Consider the following 18770-nt stretch of genomic DNA (forward strand, 5'->3'; position numbering starts at 1 on the left):
CGCCACGCCGCCGCGGGCACGCGCCAGGCCGCGGGCGACTGCGCCGCGTCGGCGGCCCGCCTCCGGCCCGGCGCGCAGGTGCGGGAACCGAACGACCTGACACCGGCGCAGGCCGCCGCCGCCGAGCTGAAGCTCAACCAGGTGCTGCGGGCCCTCGGCCTCGGCGTCCTGGCGCGGGACGAGACGGAGGAGCCCCCCGCCTCGGCGGCGGACGAGGCCGCGGAGGCCCGCGCGACGGCGCCGGTCACCGTGCCGGTCTACTTCCACGTCCTGCACGACGGCGCCAAGGGCAACGTGCCCGACGCGACGATCCGGCAGCAGGTCGACGTGCTGAACGCCTCGTACGGCGGCCGGCTCGGCGGCGCCGACACCCGCGTCGCGTTCCGGCTGGACAGGATCAGCCGCACCGACAACGCGTCCTGGTACGCCGATCCCGAGCGCTACGAGGGCACCTACAAGCCGAGGCTCCGCCGGGGCGGTCAGAACGCGCTGAACCTCTACAGCGGCAACATCGGCGGCGACCTGCTCGGCTGGTCGACGTTCCCGTGGAAGTACAAGGCCGAGCCGCGGATGGACGGCGTCACCATCCACTACGCCAGCATGCCGGGCGGTTCGATCGAACACTTCAACAAGGGCTTCAGCGCCACGCACGAGGTCGGGCACTGGCTCGGGCTTTACCACACGTTCCAGGACGGCTGCGGCGGCCAGGGCGACCGCGTGGCCGACACCCCGGCCGAGCGCGACCCGACCAACGGCTGCCCGACCGGCAAGGACACCTGCCCCGCGCCGGGCGCCGACCCCGTCCACAACTTCATGGACTACAGCTACGACACCTGCATGACGTCCTTCACCGCCGGGCAGGGCGTCCGCATCCACAAGGTCTGGGCCGCCTACCGCGCCTAACCGGCGCGGGGCTCAGCGGGAGCGGTAGGCGGTGAGGAGGCGCTCGGCGTCTTCGGGCGGGAGCCGCCGGACCGCCTCGCGCATCGTCACGCCCGAGATGGCGCCGATACGGGCGGCCACCCAGCCGGCGACCCAGTCCGGGTCGGTTTTCGACAGCTCCCGCAGGACCCAGCCGAGCGCCTTGCGAATGAAGAACTCCCCCTCCCCGATGAGGACGTCCCCGAAGCGGCTGATCCGCTCCAGGTCCGGGGCGTCCCTACGGATTCCGTACAGGAGCGCCAGGACGGCCGTGCGCCGGATCCACATGTAGGGGTCGCCGACCCACGCGTCCAGGACGGCCCCCACGTCCAGGAAGCGGACGGCTAGCGCGCCCACCACCTTCTCGGCGAGGTGGTCGACGTACACCCAGCTCGCCGAGTCGCGGACGTACCGCTCCGCCGCGCCGACGTCACGCGACTCCAGCAGCTTCGCACTCCTGACGAGCACCTCGACCGCCGCCATGCGGGTCTCGTGCACGGGACGGCCGCCGTCGGTGACCGTCCACAGCGCCTCGGCGAGGGCGAGCGCCTCGTCGCGGGTGCGGACCTCCCGCACCACGGGCAGCGCCACCGTGCGCAGCGCGGGGACGGGCACGCCGATGTGCGCGAAGTCGCTCTTGAGGTAGGCCCTCTCCTTCTCGGCCCGCGCCGGGTCGGCCTGGGCGCGCAGGCCAGCCACGATCCGCGCCGCCCCTCCCTCCACGTCCATGGACCGCAGGTTACGCGCGACCACCGACAACGCCGGCCCGTCGGCGCCAGGTCGCCGTATTAAGCGTTGCTTGCCCCTGTTTGTCCAGCATTGCCAAAGACGTGGCAGTTTTCGGCTATCACCCTGGTTCCAGTGACGACTCCGCTCCCCTCCGCGTGCGTCCCCACCGCACGCCGCCCCCCAAGGAGTTCCATGAAACGCGCTGGAATCGCCGCCGCCGCGGGCCTGCTCGCCGGGTTCACCGCCTACGCGCCCGCCGCCGCACCCGCCGTCTCCGCCGCCCCGGCCGCGCCCGCGAGGACCGCCGCCGCGGCGGCCCGCGACTGCGCCCCCGCGGCGGACGCGCACGCCCGCGTCCGCGCGGGCTCCACGGCCACCGAACGGCACCAGCCAGGCACCGCCAAGGTCGCCGCGATGGAGAAGGACTTCCAGAGCCGCATCGGACGGCTCGGCGCGTCCGCCAGGACGAAGGCCGCCGCCGCGATCACCGTCCGTGTCCACTTCCAGGTCGTCTACGGCAGCGCGGGCAACGTGTCCGACGCAACGCTGAAGAAGCAGCTCGACGTCATGAACAGCGCCTACGCGTCCAGCGGGGTCACCTTCACGCTCGCCGAGACGAAGCGGACGAAGAACGCCTCGTGGTTCTCCGACCCCGAGGGCTACGAGACCCAGATGAAGAACGCCCTGCACACCGGAAACGCGCAGGACCTCAACTTCTACACCGCCGACCTCGGCGACGAGCTGCTCGGCTGGGCGACGTTCCCGAGCGAGTACCGCTCGTCCCCGAAGATGGACGGCGTGGTCATCCACTACCAGAGCCTGCCGGGCGGCGCCCTCACCAACTACAACGAAGGCGACACCGGGACCCACGAGGTCGGCCACTGGATGGGGCTGTACCACACGTTCCAGGGCGGGTGCAGCGGCCAGGGCGACCGCGTCTCCGACACTCCCGCCGAGCAGAGCCCCGCCCAGGGCTGCCCGACCGGCCGCGACACCTGCTCCTCGGCGGGCGCCGACCCGATCCACAACTTCATGGACTACAGCTACGACGCGTGCATGTACGAGTTCACGCCGGGCCAGTCCCAGCGGATGCGCGACCAGTGGGCCGCCTACCGGGCCTGACCACGTGACCGGCCGGGGGGCCGATCAGCGGCCCCCCGCCGGACGTCTCGCGGCGCCGGAGCACTTGGCGACGCGCATGCCCCAGGCGCGCATCATCGGCTCCGGCGCCGGCCGGGCGCACGGGTCGTAGGCGCCGTCAACCATGCTGACCGTCCAGCCCTTCGATCCGGTTCTGGTGAAGGCGGTCCCGGCGTCGGTGTTCTTGGTAGGGCCGTCCCGGTACCAGAGGCCGAGAACGGCGTAGTGGCGGGCGCCCATGCGGCCGTAGTGGGCGCCCTTCCTCTCCACGACGAGATCGTGGTGGTGGCCGGGGTTGTGCACGCGCTCGAACAGCCGGGCCAGCTCGGCGCGCAGCTCCGCGGTCATCGGAAGCACCTGCGGCTTCGGCTCGGCGGCCTGGACGGGACCGCCCGCAAGGGCGAGGACGGCGGGGACGCTCAGCGCCGCGGCGAGGGGAGAGAGCTTGAGCATGCACGCACGCTAGGGACGCCGGGCACCGCCTGCCTGCCAGGAGCGATTACGGCGTGTCCCGACCTAGCCGACCTTCCACGCGGACCGGCCAGGCGGACCGTCCAGGCGAACCGGCCAGGCGAACCGGCCAGGCGGACCGGCCAGGCGGACCGGCTGAACGAACCGTCCAGGCGAAGCGGCCGGGTGAAGGCCGCCGGGCATGGCGGTCGGGGGCTCCGCCATGCCCGGGGCCGGTCAGGTGATGCCCACGATGGGCAGGCGGAGGGCGGCCGGGGCGTCCACCGGCACCACGGGGTTCTTCGGCGGGACGGCGGCGATCCGCCGGTAGCCGTGGCCGAGCTCGGGGCGCGGGTCCTCCTCGCCGCGGTTCGGCCAGAACGACATCGCCCGCTCCGCCTGCGCCGTGATCGTCAGGGACGGGTTGACGCCGAGGTTCGCGGAGACCGCCGAACCGTCCACGACGTGCAGGCCGGGATGTCCGTAGACACGGTGGTAAGGGTCGATGACGCCGGACTCCGCGGAGTCGCCGATCGCGCAGCCGCCGAGGAAGTGCGCGGTCATCGGGACGTCGAACAGGTCGCCCCAGGTGCCGCCCGCGATCCCGCCGATCTCCTCGCCGATCAGCCGGGTGGCCTCGTGGCCCTCCGGGATCCAGGTCGGGTTGGGCTCGCCGTGCCCGGCCCCCGCGCGGACGTCCCAGCCGAACGGGCCCTTCTTCGGCCGGAGGGTGATCGAGTTGTCGCGGGTCTGCATGACCAGGGCGATGACCGTCCGCTCCGACCAGTGCCGGACGTCGAAGAGCTGGATGAGGTCGCGGGGCCGCCGCACCACCTCGCGCGCGAACTTGCGGATGCGCGGGACGTGCTTCTCCCCCGGGCGGTCGCCGTCCACGAGGAGCGTCTGGAGCCCGGCGAGGAGGTTGGAGCCGCGGCCGTAGCGGACGGGCTCGATGTGCGTCTCCGGCGTCGGATGGAACGAGGACGTGATCGCGACGCCCTGGGAGTAGTCGGGGCCGGGGCCGCCGTTGCGACGCCCGGCGCCGAGGATCGCCTCGGAGTTCGTGCGGGTCAGCTCGCCGAGCCGGTCGGACAGTCGCGGCAGGCGTCCGGTCGACTTGAGCTTGTGCAGCAGCTTCTGGGTTCCGTAGGTCCCGGCGGCGAACACGACCTCCCGGGCCGTGAGCGTCTTGCGGTTGCGGCCGAACGACCCCGTCCGGACGATCTCGACCGCGTAGCCGCCGCCCGCGAGCGGCGACACCGACGTCACCCGGCTCAGCGGCATGATCCGGGCGCCGGCCTTCTCGGCGAGGTACAGGTAGTTCTCGGTGAGCATGTTCTTGGCGCCGTGCCGGCAGCCGGTCATGCACTCGCCGCACTCCAGGCAGCCGCGGCGGCGCGGGCCCGCGCCGCCGAAGTAGGGGTCGGCGCTCTCGACGCCGGCGCCGCGCCCGAAGTAGACGCCGACGGGGGTCTTCACGAACGTGTCGCCCGCGCCCATCCGGTCGGCGACCTTCCGCATGACCTCGTCGGCCGCGGTCGTCGTCGTGTTCTGGACGACGCCGAGCATCCGCTTGGCCTGGTCGTAGTAGGAGGCCAGCTCGTCCTGCCAGTCGGTGATGTGCGCCCACTGGCGGTCCCTGAAGAACGGCTCCGGCGGGACGTACAGCGTGTTGGCGTAGTTGAGCGACCCGCCGCCGACGCCGGCGCCGGCCATCACCAGCACGCGGCTGGCCTTGGCGCCCCTGATCAGGTGCAGCCGCTGCATGCCGGTGAGGCCGAGCGCGGGCACCCACAGGTAGCGGGCGACGCGCCAGTTCGTCTTCGGCAGCTCCGGGTAACGCGAGCCGGGGGCACCGGACGGGTTGGTGTCGAAGCGGCGGCCCGCCTCGATCACGCCGACCTTGTACCCCTTCTCGGTCAGCCGCAGCGCCGAGACGCTGCCGCCGAACCCCGATCCGACGACGAGGACGTCGAAGTCATGCTTCACCCGATCGATCCCTACTTGATCCGGAGCTTCTTCATCAGCGTGATGCTCTTCGACATGACGTCCGCGAACGTGTCGAAGCCGATGGAACCGGGCGGTTCGAGGTCCATGAGGTGCTGGCTCGCGACCGTCTGGACCTCGGTGAACTTCAGCAGCCCCTCGGCGCCGTGCCGGCGGCCGACGCCCGACTGCTTCATGCCGCCCATCGGCGAGTCGTAGGACGCGTACGCCGCCCCGTACCCGTCGTTGATGTTGACGGTGCCCGCCTGGATCCGGGCGGCGACGCGGCGCCCGTGCGCGACGTCCTTCGTCCAGACGGAGGCGTTCAGCCCGTACGGGGTGTCGTTGGCGCGGGCGATGACCTCGTCCTCGTCCCGGTACTTGTAGATGGCGACGACGGGCCCGAACGTCTCGCTGGCGCACAGGTCCATGTCGCCGTTGACGTCCGTGAGGAGGGTCGGCTCGTAGAACAGCGGGCCGATGTCGGGACGCGCCCTGCCGCCGGCGAGGACGGTGGCGCCCTCCTTGACGGCCTGGTCGACGTGCCGGGTGACGGCCTCCAGCTGGCGGGCGTGGGTCAGCGAGCCCATCTCCGCGTCGAAGTCGAGCCCGGTGCCGAGCCGCATCCCCTTCACCAGCTCGGTGAGCCGCGGGACGAACCGGTCGTAGATGTCCTCGTGGACGTACATCCGCTCGATCGAGATGCACAGCTGCCCGGCGTTGGTGAAGCAGGCCCGGATGGCGCCGCGGGCGGTGCGCTCGACGTCGGCGTCCGGCATGACGATCATCGGGTTCTTGCCGCCGAGCTCCAGCGAGTACGCGACGAGCCGCGGCGCGACCTTCGCGGCGATCGCCTTCCCGCCCCGGGTGGAGCCGGTGAACGAGACGTAGTCGGCGTTCTCGATCAGCGGGTCGCCGATCTCGGCCGGGTCCCCGACGACGATCTGCCACACGTCCCGCGGCAGGCCGAGCGCGACCAGCAGGTCCAGGACCCACAGGCTCGACAGGCAGGTCTGGGTGTCCGGCTTGTGGACGACGGCGTTGCCCGCCATGAGCGCGGGCGCGATGTCGCTGGTGCCGAGCGCGAACGGGTAGTTCCACGGCGCGATCAGCCCGACGACGCCCTTCGGGTGCCGCAGCTCCTGGACGCGGGTGAGCCCCGGCATCATGCCCTGCCGCCGGCGCGGCTTCAGCAGCCTCCCGGCCCGCCGCGCGTAGTACAGCGAGCACAGCGCGACGTCGAGGTACTCCTCCAGCGCGTGGCGGCGGGCCTTGCCCGTCTCCAGCTGGATGATGTCGAGGATCTCCTCGCGCCGGGCCACCAGCGCGTCCGCGAGCCGCAGGAACGGCTTGACGCGCTCCCCGACGGGCTTGGCGGCCCAGGCGCGCTGGGCCGCGCGGGCCCGCTCGTAGGCCGCGCGGACGTCGTCGGCGGACGAGAGCGGGACGGTCGCGAGGTCCTCGCCCGTGAACGGGGTGGGGATCGTCACCGTCTCGGCGCCGCCGGAGGAGACGTGGGAGGCCAGCCGGTCGATGAGGGTCTCAGGGAGCCTGTGCTCTGCCGCGCCACGGGCAGGGACCGTCGGGGTTGCCATGCAGGCAGAGTATGACCCCCCGGCCACTTCTGGCTACCCACAGGTAACGAGCCGCTTGCAGAGATATGCCGCACATGCCCGGCTTCTCCTTCCGCAGGCGCGGATCCGCGCCGAACGGAACGTTCCAAGTACGGCGGACTTGAGGAACTCGCGGATTGACCATGTCCGGCCGGTGTATTCCGGGAGGAGAAACGGCGCCGGCCTCCGCCGGTCCCCGGACGTCCGCTGCCGCGCGCCCGGAAGCGGAGCGCTCCCGCCCCTCCACCCGGAAGGAACCGCACATGGACGACGCCCACGGCGACCATCGGCCCGAGGGTGACGCGGCGGCGAACGGATCCGCGGCGGGCCGGCGCGACCGGCGCGAGCAGACCCGCACCGCGCTCCTCGGCGCCGCCGAGGAGCTCTGGGCCGAGCGCGGCATCCACGGCGCCTCGCTCGACGACATCGCCGCGGCCGCCGGGCTCACCAAGGGGGCGGTCTACTCCAACTTCGCGGGCAAGACCGACCTCCTGCTCGCCCTCCTGGAACGCTTCACCAGCGACCGCATCGGCACCGAGGTCTGCGACGAGCTCCGCGCCGCCGGCCACACCCGCGACGACGGCCTCGAACGCACCGGCCGCGCCGCCTCCCGCGCCCACCCCGGCGACCGCGCCCGCCTCCCCGCGCTCCTGCTCATGGAGTTCTGGCTCTACGGCATGCGCGACTACGCCGCCGGCTGGCGCATCGCCGACTGGTACGCCGAGCAGCGCGCCCGCCTGGCCAGCGACCTCGACGACGCCGACGGCATCGCCCCCACCGAACGCGCCACCCTGGCCATGGCCCTCGACCTGGGCCTGGCCGTCCAACACCTACTAGACCCAGACCGCGTCCCCGCCGACCTGTATACGGTCGGCCGCAAGGCCCTCGGTGTAGGCAGCTGAGCCATGGTGGTCAGGCTCCGACCGGTCACGTTGCGATCGCGTGCGAAGCCAAGTTCGAGCCTGCGAGAACTTGATCGCGCAGCGAGCCCCTAGGCGAGCCGGAGCGATGCCAGCGATCGCCGCGATGCCCGTTGAAGGAAAGCCCGCTAGGGCTTGACGCCGAGGGTGTCGCCAAAAACAGGAACGATGTCGGGAGCGCCCTTGCGGTGGGCGTCGGCTTCCTGGTCGTCCACTTGGGTCTGGGACGAGCGTTCGGCCTCCACGCGCTTGCGGTAGTACTCGATCTCGCGGTCGCGCTGCTTCTTCGTCCAGCCGAGGACGGGCGCCATGAGGTCGGCGGCCTCCTGGGCGACACCGACGCCGCGGTCCCAGGTCTCGATGGAGATGCGGGTGCGGCGGGCCAGGACGTCGTTGAGGTGCCGGGCGCCCTCGTGCGAGGCGGCGTAGACGATCTCCGCGCGGAGGTAGTCGTCGGCGCCGGCCAGCGGCTTGGCGAGGTCGGGCTTCTCCGCGATCAGCTCCAGGACGTCGTCCAGCAGCGTGCCGTAGCGGCCGAGGAGGTGCTCGATGCGGGCGACGTGCAGCTTCGAGCGGGCCGCGAGGCGGTGCCGGGCGTTCCACATGGCCTGGAAGCCGTCGCCGCCGACCAGCGGGATGCGGTCGGTGCAGGACTCGGCGACCTTCCCGTCGAGGCCGTGCGCGACGGCGTCGATCGCGTCCTTCGCCATGACCCGGTACGTCGTGTACTTGCCCCCGGCGACCAGGACGAGGCCGGGCACGGGGTGGGCGACGACGTGCTCGCGGGACAGCTTCGAGGTCTCGTCGGTCTCCCCGGTGAGGAGCGGGCGGAGGCCCGCGTAGACGCCCTCGACGTCGTCATGGGTGAGCGGCGTGTTGAGCACGGCGTTGACGTGGTCCAGGACGTAGTCGATGTCCGCCTTGGACGCGGCGGGGTGGGCCTTGTCGAGGTCCCAAGCCGTGTCGGTGGTCCCGATGATCCAGTGCCGTCCCCAGGGGATGACGAACAGGACCGACTTCTCCGTGCGCAGCAGGATCCCGGTGGCGGAGTGGATGCGGTCCTTCGGGACCACCAGGTGGATGCCCTTGGACGCCTTCACGTGAATCTGGCCCCGGCCGCCGACCAGCTCCTGGATGTCGTCCGTCCAGACACCGGTCGCGTTCACGACCTGCTTGGCGCGGACCTCGCTGGTCGTGTTCGCCTCCAGGTCGCGGATCCGCAGCCCCGTGACGCGCTCGCCCTCCCGCAGGAAGCCGAGGCACTGGGTCCTGGACGCGATCTGCGCCCCGTACTCCGCGGCCGTGCGCAGCACCGTCATCACGTAGCGGGCGTCGTCGACCTGCGCGTCCCAGAGCTGGATCGCCCCGACGAACGAGTCCTTGCGCAGGGACGGCGCCAGCCGCAGCGCCCCGCGGCGCGTCAGGTGGCGGTGGTGCGGGACGCCGCGCGTGCTGCCCATCTGGAACGCCAGCGCGTCGTACAGCGCCACGCCCGCGCCGATGTAGGCGCGCTCCCACACGCGGTGCGTGGTCGGCAGGAGGAACGGCACCGGCCGGACGAGGTGCGGCGCGATCTGCTGGAGCAGCAGCCCGCGTTCGGTCAGCGCCTCCCGGACCAGGTCGAAGTTGTACTGCTCCAGGTAGCGCAGACCGCCGTGGATCAGCTTCGAGGACCGCGACGACGTCCCGGACGCGAAGTCGCGCGCCTCGACGACCGCCACCGACAGGCCGCGGGTCGCCGCGTCGAGGGCGGCGCCGGCGCCGACGATCCCGCCGCCGACCACCACCACGTCGAACTCCTCGCGGGCCATGCGGTCCAGCGCCGCCGCCCGCTCCGCCGGGCCCAGCCGTGAGCTGCCGAGGCCCGTCACCGGTGATCCCGTCATCGCAATCCCCCCAGAGCGGTATGGGTTACCAGTCGTACCTACCCAACAGTAAGGACGGGACCACCCTGGAAACGCCCGATTCTCGGTGAGCCCGCTCTCAGTCGTTGAGCCTGCGCGGCGCCACGACCACCTGTACCCGCTGGAACTCCTTCAACTCGGTGTACCCGGACGTCGCCATCGCCCGCCGGAGCGCGCCGATCAGGTTCATCGAGCCGTCCGCCACCCGCGAGGGGCCGTACAGGATCTGCTCCATCGTCCCGATCGTCCCGAGGTCGAGCCGGGTGCCGCGGGGGACGTCGCCGTGGTGCGCCTCGCTGCCCCAGTGGTAGCCGCGCCCGGGCGACTCGGTGGCGCGGGCGAACGGCGAGCCGACCATGACCGCGTCGGAGCCGCAGGCGAACGCCTTGGCGATGTCGCCGCTGTTGACCATGCCGCCGTCCGCGATCACGTGCACGTAGCGGCCGCCGGACTCGTCCATGTAGTCGCGCCGCGCCGCCGCCACGTCCGCGACCGCGGTCGCCATCGGCACCGCGACGCCGAGGACCGTCCGGGTGGTGTGGCCGGAGCCGCCGCCGAACCCGACGAGCACCCCGGCCGCGCCGGTGCGCATCAGGTGCAGCGCGGCGGTGTAGGTGGAGCAGCCGCCCACGATGACCGGGACGTCCAGGTCGTAGATGAACTGCTTGAGGTTGAGGGGCTCGTGCCGCCCGGACACGTGCTCCGCGGACACGGTGGTGCCCCGGATCACGAACAGGTCGACCCCGGCGTCGATCACGGCCTTGTGGAACTGGGCCGTCCGCTGCGGCGACAGCCGCGCCGCCACGGTCACGCCGGACTCGCGGACCTCCTCGATCCGGCGGCCGATCAGCTCCTCCTTGATCGGCTCGGCGTAGATCTCCTGGAGCCGGTTCGTGGCCCGGACGTCGTCCAGCGACGCGATCTCCGCGAGCAGCGGCTCCGGGTTCTCGTACCGCGTCCACAGCCCTTCGAGGTCGAGGACGGCGAGCCCGCCGAGCCGCCCGACCGCGATCGCCGTGGCCGGGCTGACGACGCTGTCCATCGGCGCGACGACCAGCGGCATCTCGAAGCGGTAGGCGTCGATCTGCCAGGCGACGCTGACCTCCTCCGGGTCGCGCGTGCGGCGCGACGGCACGATGCCGATGTCGTCGAAGGCGTACGCCCGCCGGCCGCTCTTACCCCGGCCGATCTCCACCTCAGCAGCCATGCGCCTTCCTCATCTCACCGCGAGAACAAAACCCGGCCCGAGCTTACGTGCTCGCCTAAGCCCCTCGCCGCCGCGCCCCCGCAGCCCGGACGCAGCGAAGACCTCAGCCGTCGCCCGTACTCACCTCAATGATCAACAAGCCCAGCGCTGCGATCGCGTGCGAAGCCAGGTTCAAGCGAAGCGAGAACCTGATCGCGCAGCGAGCCCCTGGGCGAGCCGGAGCGATGCCAGCGATCGCCGCAATGCCCGTTGAAGGGAGGCGCGCCAGCGCCGACCGCCAAGGGCGTTGCAATAAATACCGCCTACCTACCTTGGTAGTTGGGGGCCTCTACTGTCATCTGGATGTCGTGGGGGTGGCTTTCGCGGAGGCCGGCGGGGCTGATGCGCATGAGCTGGCCGCGCTCCTGGAGCTCGGGGATCGTGCGGGTGCCCGCGTACCACATCGACTGGTGGAGGCCGCCGATGAGCTGGTGCGCGACGTTGGCGAGGGGGCCGCGGTAGGGCACCTGGCCCTCGACGCCCTCGGGGATCAGCTTCTCCTCGCTGGTCACGTCGGCCTGGGCGTAGCGGTCCTTGGAGAAGGACGCGCCGCGCTCGCGGTTGCGCATGGCGCCGAGCGAGCCCATGCCGCGGTACGACTTGTACTGCTTGCCGTGGACGAAGATCAGCTCGCCGGGCGACTCCTCGACGCCGGCGAGCAGGCTGCCGAGCATCACGGTGTCGGCGCCCGCGACGAGGGCCTTGGCGATGTCGCCGGAGTACTGGAGGCCGCCGTCCCCGATCACGGGGACGCCCGCCTCCTTCGCGGCGCGGGCGGCCTCGAAGATCGCGGTGATCTGCGGGACGCCGACGCCCGCGACCACGCGGGTGGTGCAGATCGAGCCGGGGCCGACGCCGACCTTGACGGCGTCCGCTCCGGCCTCGACCAGGACCTTCGCGCCCGCGTAGGTGGCGACGTTGCCGCCGACGACCTGGACGCCGGAGTTCGCCTTGATCGCGGCGATCGTGTCGGCGACGCCCTTGGAGTGGCCGTGCGCGGTGTCCACGATGATCACGTCGGTGCCCGCGTCGATCAACGCCCGGGCCCGGCGGATCGCGTCCTCGCCGACGCCCACCGCGGCCGCGACCAGCAGCCGGCCGTCGGCGTCCTTGGTGGAGTCGGGGTACTGCTCGCTCTTGGTGAAGTCCTTGGTGGTGATCAGTCCGCGCAGCCGGCCCTCGCCGTCCACCAGCGGGAGCTTCTCGACCTTGTTGCCCGCCAGCAGCCGGAACGCGTCGTCGCGCGACACGTCCACCGGGGCCGTGACCAGCGGCATCGGCGTCATGACCTCCCGTACGGGACGGGACGGGTCGGTCTCGAAGCGCATGTCGCGGTTGGTGACGATGCCGACCAGCACGCCCCGGACGTCGGTGACGGGCACGCCGGAGATCCGGTAGCGGGCGCAGAGCTCCTCGACGTCGGCGAGCGTCGCGTCGGGGAGGCAGGTCACCGGATTGGTGATCATCCCGGCCTCGGAGCGCTTGACGCGGTCGGCCTGCTCGGCCTGCTCCTCGATCGCCATGTTGCGGTGCAGCACGCCGATGCCGCCCTGGCGGGCCATCGCGACGGCGGTGCGCGCCTCGGTCACCGTGTCCATCGCCGCCGACACCAGCGGGATCCGCAGCGTGATGTCCCGGGTCAGCCGCGTGGTCGTGTCGGCCTCGCCGGGCTGGAGGTCGGAGTAGCCCGGCAGCAGCAGCACGTCGTCGAAGGTCAGGCCCTGCGGGAGGAACTTGGCGGGCTCGGCTGCGGGGTTCATGACTACCTTCCCGTAGAGGTGACGGTATCCGGCCAGGTCACGGCGACCCTGTCCCCATGGTAGGGCGTGGCGCGCGCCGTGACCGGCGGTTGCGGACCGCGGGGGCGTGGTGTTGATGACACCCGGTAACAAGCGGGAGGGAGCCGGGCATTCCCCTACCACGCTGGGTGATTGTTCGCGCGGACGGCGGACCGGGGGTGCACCTGGCGGGGCGTCGCGCAGTAGCGTGGGGTTGTGCACGACGATGCCCCGCTCGACCCGTTCGCCGGAGATCCGGAGGATCCGGCGGCGTCGCTCGGCGACCCCGGCGAGGAGGCCGCCCCGCTGAGCGTGGCCGAGCGCGAGGACGTACTGGCCGATCTGGCCGACCTGGAGGTGTTCCGGGCGCTCCTGGAGCCGCTGGGCGTGCGCGGGCTCACCGTCGACTGCGGCGACTGCGGCAAGCTCCACTACATCGACTGGGACCTGCTGCACGGGAACCTGCGGCACCTGCTCGACGAGGGGCTCCCCCGCGTCCACGAGCCCGCCCTGGCCCCCGACCCGGTCGACTACGTCAGCTGGGAGTACGCCCGCGGGTACGTGGACGGCGTCATCGACAGCGAAGAGGGCCGCGACACCGACACGCCCTAGCGGTCGCGGTAGGGGCTGTACGGGGTCCTGTACTGGTCGATGCGCCGCTGGGTCTGGCGGCGGATGTCGTCCAGGCGGCGGGCGAGGTCGTCGGCGGACGGCGGCGCGTCGCCGGACTTCAGGCTCGGGCGTCCCGGGACGGCGGGGGGCTCCGTGGCGGGCGGGACGGGCCAGCGGGGCCGGTACCCATCGGGCCGCGGCTTGGCGCGGGTGCTCCCGGCGCGTTCCGGGTCCGCGGACGGCTGCGGGGACGGCGGGCGGGAGCGCTCGGCGACCGGCCGGGCGGGCGTCGGCGCGATCGCGATCGGGCGGGGCCGGGTGCGGCTCTCCGCGTCGGTGTCGGGGGCGTTCGGGCGGGGCGTCCTGCCGAAGCGCTCGGCGAACCGGACCGTGCCCGGGGACTGCGCGGCGGAGTGCTCGCCCAGGTCGCCGCCCGCGGCGGCCACGCCGGTGCTGGCGAGCACGGCCCCGGCGACGCCGAGGGCCACGATGGTGCGGGGGCCGCGGCGCCGGGTGCCGGGGCCGGACGGCGCCGGGCCGGGTTCGGGCGGCGCGTCGCGTCCGGGGGCGGGGTCGTCGACGTCGGTGACGAGGGCGCGGAGCAGGCGGACGGCCGGATCGGTCTCCTCGGCGGGACGCTGCTCGGCGGAGCACGGCTCGCCGAGACACTGCTCACCGAGGCACGGCCCGGCGGGGCTCTGGCCGGCGGGACGCTGCTCGGCGGCGGGCGCGCGGCCGGGGTCAGGGGCGGCCGCGGAGGCGGCAGCGCGCCGCTCCGCGAGGGCCTGGAAGATCGCGTCCGTACGGCGTACCGCGCCGAGGTCCGCGAACTGGGCGACCGCGGGAGGGTGCGGCGGGGCCTCCGGCGAGGGACGACCGCCGGAGTGCGGAGGCTCGGCCGGATCCGGGGCACCGGGGCGCCGCTCCGTCAAGCGATCGACTCCTCTCTGGCCATCGCCCGCAGCCGGGCCAGGGCCCGGTGCTGCGCGACCCGTACGGCCCCCGCGGACATGCCCAGCACATTACCGGTCTCCTCGGCCGACAGGCCCGCGACGACGCGCAGCAGCACCAGTTCGCGCTGGTGCTCGGGCAGGCGCGTCAGCAGGTCGCGGGCGCGCTGCGCCTCGATGTAGCGGACGACGGTCTCCTCGGGCCCGGGGCGGTCGTCGGGGCCGTCCGGCAGGTCCTCGGTCGGCACGGCGGCGCGGACGGCGCTGCGCAGCGCGTCGGCGATCTTGTGCGCGGCGATGCCGAAGACGAAGGAGGCGAAGGGGCGGCCCATGTCGCGGTAGCGGGGCAGCGCCGACAGGACGGCGATGCACACCTCCTGGGCCACGTCGTCGGCGATGTGGTACTGGCCGGAGACGCGGCCGAGCCGGGCGCGGCAGTAGCGGACGACCATGGGGCGGACCTCGCCGATGAGCACTTCGATGGCGCCCGGGTCGCCCTGGACGGCGAGCGTCGTCAGCTCCTTGAGGTCGCCCTCGTCGGCCTTCGCGGCGTGCAGGGCCCGCACCCCGCGGCCGGTGGCGCGGGGCGGCGGAGGGGCTGGTCCCCTGGAGGGTTCGGTAGCGCGCGCGGTCACGGTCCCGGCGTAGCATCCCTCGGTCACGTCAAGCATGATGCCCAGCGGTGCCGGGCGTGTCTCCACCGTACTCGACAACGGAATGGTCACAGTGCTGGGACGAGTCTGCGGATACTACACAACGCGGTCGGAATCTTCCGGTCAGTGACCGGAATCCGGGGTCCCCGGACGCCGGAGACCCCCGCCCGGAATCCGGACGGGGGTCTCGCGGCGATCTTCGGCGGGGCGAGCCGCACGCCTCGCCGGTCACCCGCCGGGGGACGTCCCGGCGGGCTGGGCGATCGGTCGCTGTGCCGATCGATGACCGTGCCGATCGATGACCTCGTGGGTCAGTGGCCGTGCCCGTGGCCGTGGCCGTGCCCGCCGACGGCGGCCTCGTCGGCCTCCTCCGGCTTCTCGACGACGAGCGCCTCGGTGGTGAGCAGCATGCCCGCGATGGAGGCGGCGTTGGTGACCGCCGAGCGGGTGACCTTCACCGGGTCGATGACGCCCTGGCCGATCAGGTCGCCGTACTCGCCGGTGGCGGCATTGTAGCCGTGGCCCGGCTTCAGCTCCTGCACCTTGGAGACGACGACGTAGCCCTCCTGGCCGGCGTTCTCGGAGATCCAGCGCAGCGGCTCGACCAGCGCGCGGCGGACGGCCTCCGCGCCGGTGGCCTCGTCGCCGGACAGGGCGAGGCTGTCGAAGCCCTCCTTGGCCACGTGCACGAGGGCGCTGCCGCCGCCGGACACGATGCCCTCCTCGATGGCCGCGCGGGTCGCCGAGATGGCGTCCTCCAGGCGGTGCTTCTTCTCCTTCAGCTCCACCTCGGTGGCGGCGCCGACCCGCAGCACGCAGACGCCGCCGGCCAGCTTGGCCAGGCGCTCCTGGAGCTTCTCGCGGTCCCAGTCGGAGTCGGAGTTCTCGATCTCGACCTTGATCTGGTTGACCCGGGCCTGGATCTCGTCCTGCGAGCCCTCGCCGTCGACGATGGTGGTGGCGTCCTTGGTGACCGTGACGCGGCGGGCGCGGCCGAGGTCGTCCAGGCCGATGGAGTCGAGCTTCAGGCCGATGGCCTCGCTGACGACCTGGCCGCCCGTCAGGGTGGCGATGTCGCCGAGCATGGCCTTGCGGCGGTCGCCGAAGCCCGGCGCCTTGACCGCGGCGGAGGTGAACGTGCCGCGGATCTTGTTGGCGACGAGCAGGGCCAGGGCCTCGCCCTCGACGTCCTCGGCGATCACCAGCAGCGGCTTCTTGGTCTGGGCGACCTTCTCCGCCAGCGGCAGGAACTCCTGCACGTTGGAGATCTTGCCGTCCACGATGAGTACGTAGGCGTCCTCCAGGACGGCCTCCATGCGCTCGGGGTCGGTCACCATGTGCGGCGACAGGTAGCCCTTGTCGAACTGGAGGCCCTCGGTGAACTCCAGCTCCAGGCCCATGGTGTGGGCCTCCTCGACGGTGATGACACCGTCCTTGCCGACCTTCTCGAACGCCTCGGCGATCAGCTCGCCGATCTGCGCGTCCTGCGCGGAGATGGTCGCGACGTGCGCGATCTCGCCCTTCTCCTCGACCTCGCGGGCCGACTTGAGGAGCTGGTCGGACACGTACTGCGCGGCCGCGTCGATGCCCCGCTTGAGGGCGAGCGGCGAGGCGCCGGCGGCCACGTTGCGGGTGCCCTCGCGGACGAGCGCCTGCGCGAGGACGGTCGCGGTCGTGGTGCCGTCGCCCGCGATGTCGTTGGTCTTGGTCGCCACTTCCTTGGCGAGCTGGGCCCCGAGGTTCTCGTAGGGGTCCTCCAGCTCCACCTCGCGGGCGATCGTGACGCCGTCGTTGGTGATGGTCGGCGCGCCGAACTTCTTGTCGATGACGACGTTGCGGCCGCGCGGGCCGATCGTCACCTTGACGGCGTCCGCGAGAGCGTTGACGCCGCGCTCAAGAGCCCGGCGCGCGTCCTCCTCGAACTCCAGGATCTTCGCCATGGATACTCCTATGTCACGCGATCGCCCCGGCCGCCCCGCCGGAGGGCGGCGCGGACCGGGGCGGGCGCATCACGTCTCGGTGATTACTTCTCGATGACCGCGAGCACGTCGCGGGCCGAGAGGACGAGGTAGTCCTCGCCGTTGTACTTGACCTCGGTGCCGCCGTACTTGCTGTAGAGCACGACCTCGCCGACCTTGACGTCGACGGGGACGCGCTCGCCCTTGTCGTCGACGCGGCCCGGGCCGACCGCCAGGACGGTGCCCTCCTGGGGCTTCTCCTTGGCGGTGTCGGGAATGACAAGGCCCGACGCGGTGGTGGTCTCGGCCTCAAGCGGCTGGACGACGATGCGGTCCTCGAGCGGCTTGAGAACAACCTTGGTGGCGGTCGTCACGATCTGACCTCCCCTTCGATTGGTCCTCGGCCGGCCATGGCGGCCGGCCGGCACTTGTGGCAGAAGAGGCGACCCTGGACCGGCCTGCCGTCGCGGGTGCCAGACCGACCTTGTCGCTGTCTGGCACTCTCATGTGGAGAGTGCCAAGTGGAGACTATTCCGTGGCCGGTACCCCGTCAACACGGACACGGAGGCGCCCGCTCCAACCCCCGCGGCGGCCGGGACGCGTTCACCGGCCGATAACTTCCACCTTATGGACATCGCGGCGTTCCTGGAGCTGCTCACCCCCTCCGGCCAGGCGGTACTCGCCGAGGCGGGCGACCACGACGTCAGCGAGGACGGCCTGCTCGCCACCGCCTCGCGGCTCCGCGAACGCCACGGCGCCGAGCTGGTCTCGGCGGCGCTGACACAGGTGCGGCTGCGCGAGCGCGCCGTGGCCAAGTTCGGTCCCGACGCCCGCCGCATGTACTTCACGCGGCAGGGGCTGGAGCAGTCGACCCGCGCGAGCGTGGCCGCCCACCGCGCCGCCCGGTTCGCCTCCCGCGCGCCGTCCGGCACGACGCTCGAACTGGGCTGCGGGATCGGAGCGGATCTGGTCGCCCGAGCGCGCGCGGGCCTCGCCGGAGAAGGCGTGGAGATCGATCCGCTGACGGCGGAGGTGGCGCGCGCGAACGTGGCGGCGCTCGGGGTGGACGATCTGGCGTCCGTCCGGGTGGGCGACGCCACGGAACAGGACCCGGCCGGCTACGCGGCGGTCTTCGCCGACCCGGGGCGGCGCACGGCGCGGGGCCGCGTCTTCGACCCGCGCGCGTACGAGCCGCCGCTCGACACCGTCCTGGATCTCGCCGGACGGGTCCCGGCGGCCTGCGTCAAGGTCGCGCCCGGCATCCCGCACGAGGCCGTCCCGGACGGCGCCGAGGCCGAGTGGATCTCGGTGGGCGGGGACGTGAAGGAGGCCGCGCTGTGGCTCGGCGCGCTCGCCGGCGACGTGCGCCGCCGCGCCACGCTCCTCTCCCCCGGCACCGAACCCGGCACCGGGCCAGGCGCGGCCCCGGAGGTGTGGACCCTCACCCCGCAGGGCCCGGACGAGCCGGACGTGCGGCCGTGGGGCCGCTACCTCTACGAGCCCGACGGGGCGGTGATCCGGGCGCACCTGGTCGCCGAGGTCGCGCGGCTGGTCGGCGGCGGCCTCGCCGACCCGCGGATCGCGTACGTGACGTCCGACGAGCGGCACGCGACGCCGTTCGCGGCGGCGTACGAGGTCGAGGACGTGCTGCCGTTCTCGGTGAAGCGGCTGCGGGCGGAGCTGCGCCGCCGCGGCGTCGGGACGCTCACGGTCAAGAAGCGCGGCTCGGCCGTCGACGTCGACCGGCTGCGCCGCGATCTCGGGTTCGGCGGGCGCGCGGGCGACCGGGAGCGCCGCCGCGGCGGCACCGCGCTGACGCTCGTGGTGACCCGGGTGGGCGAGGCTCCCGTGGCGCTGCTGACCCGCCCGCTACCCCGGGCTGCCGGGGCCGCCAGTCCTGCCTGACCCGC

Annotated in this window: 16 protein-coding genes; 5 read left to right on the plus strand and 11 right to left on the minus strand. The window is 72.7% G+C overall.

Features of this window, described 5'->3' with window-relative positions:
• The coding region (locus E1300_RS36255; RefSeq protein ID WP_131761639.1) for a zinc metalloprotease at window positions 1-903 on the plus strand (903 nt) is incomplete at its 5' end.
• Window positions 904-915: 12 nt separating this feature from the next.
• On the opposite strand, the gene E1300_RS36260 is transcribed toward E1300_RS36255, so the two are convergent.
• On the minus strand, window positions 916-1650 hold the full coding sequence (locus E1300_RS36260) for a DNA alkylation repair protein (RefSeq protein WP_131761640.1): 735 nt from the start codon (window positions 1648-1650) through the stop codon (window positions 916-918).
• Between the two features lie 192 nt (window positions 1651-1842).
• Between E1300_RS36260 and E1300_RS36265 the strand changes: the two genes are divergently transcribed.
• Window positions 1843-2772, plus strand: coding sequence for a zinc metalloprotease (locus tag E1300_RS36265; protein WP_131761641.1), 930 nt, complete (start codon window positions 1843-1845; stop codon window positions 2770-2772).
• Window positions 2773-2796: 24 nt separating this feature from the next.
• On the opposite strand, the gene E1300_RS36270 is transcribed toward E1300_RS36265, so the two are convergent.
• From E1300_RS36270 to E1300_RS36280, 3 genes are all read right to left on the minus strand, one after another.
• Window positions 2797-3243 carry a hypothetical protein gene (locus tag E1300_RS36270; RefSeq protein ID WP_131761642.1) on the minus strand — a complete coding sequence of 149 codons (447 nt, stop codon included), beginning with the start codon at window positions 3241-3243 and terminating at the stop codon, window positions 2797-2799.
• Window positions 3244-3477: 234 nt separating this feature from the next.
• Complete coding sequence (locus tag E1300_RS36275; RefSeq protein ID WP_131761643.1) at window positions 3478-5229, minus strand: FAD-dependent oxidoreductase; 1752 nt, start codon at window positions 5227-5229, stop codon at window positions 3478-3480.
• Between the two features lie 11 nt (window positions 5230-5240).
• Window positions 5241-6821 carry a succinic semialdehyde dehydrogenase gene (locus E1300_RS36280; RefSeq protein WP_131761644.1) on the minus strand — a complete coding sequence of 527 codons (1581 nt, stop codon included), beginning with the start codon at window positions 6819-6821 and terminating at the stop codon, window positions 5241-5243.
• Window positions 6822-7102: 281 nt separating this feature from the next.
• Between E1300_RS36280 and E1300_RS36285 the strand changes: the two genes are divergently transcribed.
• Entirely contained in the window at window positions 7103-7741 is a 639-nt protein-coding gene (locus E1300_RS36285) for a TetR/AcrR family transcriptional regulator (protein ID WP_131761645.1), read from the plus strand.
• 146 nt (window positions 7742-7887) lie between these two features.
• Here E1300_RS36285 and E1300_RS36290 read toward each other — a convergent pair whose 3' ends face one another.
• From E1300_RS36290 to guaB, 3 genes are all read right to left on the minus strand, one after another.
• Window positions 7888-9645 (minus strand): glycerol-3-phosphate dehydrogenase/oxidase, encoded by a 1758-nt coding sequence (locus tag E1300_RS36290; RefSeq protein WP_131761646.1) that lies wholly within the window; start codon window positions 9643-9645, stop codon window positions 7888-7890.
• Window positions 9646-9742: 97 nt separating this feature from the next.
• Window positions 9743-10858 (minus strand): GuaB3 family IMP dehydrogenase-related protein, encoded by a 1116-nt coding sequence (locus E1300_RS36295; RefSeq protein ID WP_131761652.1) that lies wholly within the window; start codon window positions 10856-10858, stop codon window positions 9743-9745.
• Window positions 10859-11172: 314 nt separating this feature from the next.
• Window positions 11173-12669 (minus strand): IMP dehydrogenase, encoded by a 1497-nt coding sequence (gene guaB, locus E1300_RS36300; RefSeq protein WP_131761647.1) that lies wholly within the window; start codon window positions 12667-12669, stop codon window positions 11173-11175.
• A 234-nt stretch (window positions 12670-12903) separates the two neighbouring features.
• On the opposite strand from guaB, the gene E1300_RS36305 reads away from it, so the two are divergent.
• Window positions 12904-13299 carry a DUF5319 domain-containing protein gene (locus E1300_RS36305; protein WP_131761648.1) on the plus strand — a complete coding sequence of 132 codons (396 nt, stop codon included), beginning with the start codon at window positions 12904-12906 and terminating at the stop codon, window positions 13297-13299.
• On the opposite strand, the gene E1300_RS36310 is transcribed toward E1300_RS36305, so the two are convergent.
• From E1300_RS36310 to groES, 4 genes are all read right to left on the minus strand, one after another.
• Complete coding sequence (locus tag E1300_RS36310) at window positions 13296-14231, minus strand: hypothetical protein (protein WP_131761649.1); 936 nt, start codon at window positions 14229-14231, stop codon at window positions 13296-13298. The genes E1300_RS36305 and E1300_RS36310 overlap by 4 nt on opposite strands.
• Window positions 14228-14815 carry a sigma-70 family RNA polymerase sigma factor gene (locus tag E1300_RS36315; protein WP_131761653.1) on the minus strand — a complete coding sequence of 196 codons (588 nt, stop codon included), beginning with the start codon at window positions 14813-14815 and terminating at the stop codon, window positions 14228-14230. Before E1300_RS36315 ends, E1300_RS36310 begins: the two co-directional genes overlap by 4 nt.
• 398 nt (window positions 14816-15213) lie before the next feature.
• Window positions 15214-16842: a chaperonin GroEL gene (gene groL, locus E1300_RS36320; protein WP_131761650.1), complete on the minus strand. Its 1629-nt coding sequence runs from the start codon at window positions 16840-16842 to the stop codon at window positions 15214-15216.
• A gap of 83 nt (window positions 16843-16925) precedes the next feature.
• Window positions 16926-17234, minus strand: a complete 309-nt coding sequence (gene groES / locus E1300_RS36325) for a co-chaperone GroES (protein ID WP_089314894.1) — start codon at window positions 17232-17234, stop codon at window positions 16926-16928.
• Between the two features lie 253 nt (window positions 17235-17487).
• Between groES and E1300_RS36330 the strand changes: the two genes are divergently transcribed.
• Window positions 17488-18765, plus strand: coding sequence for a class I SAM-dependent methyltransferase (locus E1300_RS36330; RefSeq protein ID WP_131761651.1), 1278 nt, complete (start codon window positions 17488-17490; stop codon window positions 18763-18765).
• Window positions 18766-18770: the final 5 nt, after the last annotated feature.

The sequence above is a fragment of the Actinomadura fibrosa genome (assembly GCF_900659615.1).
GTDB lineage: Bacteria > Actinomycetota > Actinomycetes > Streptosporangiales > Streptosporangiaceae > Spirillospora > Spirillospora fibrosa.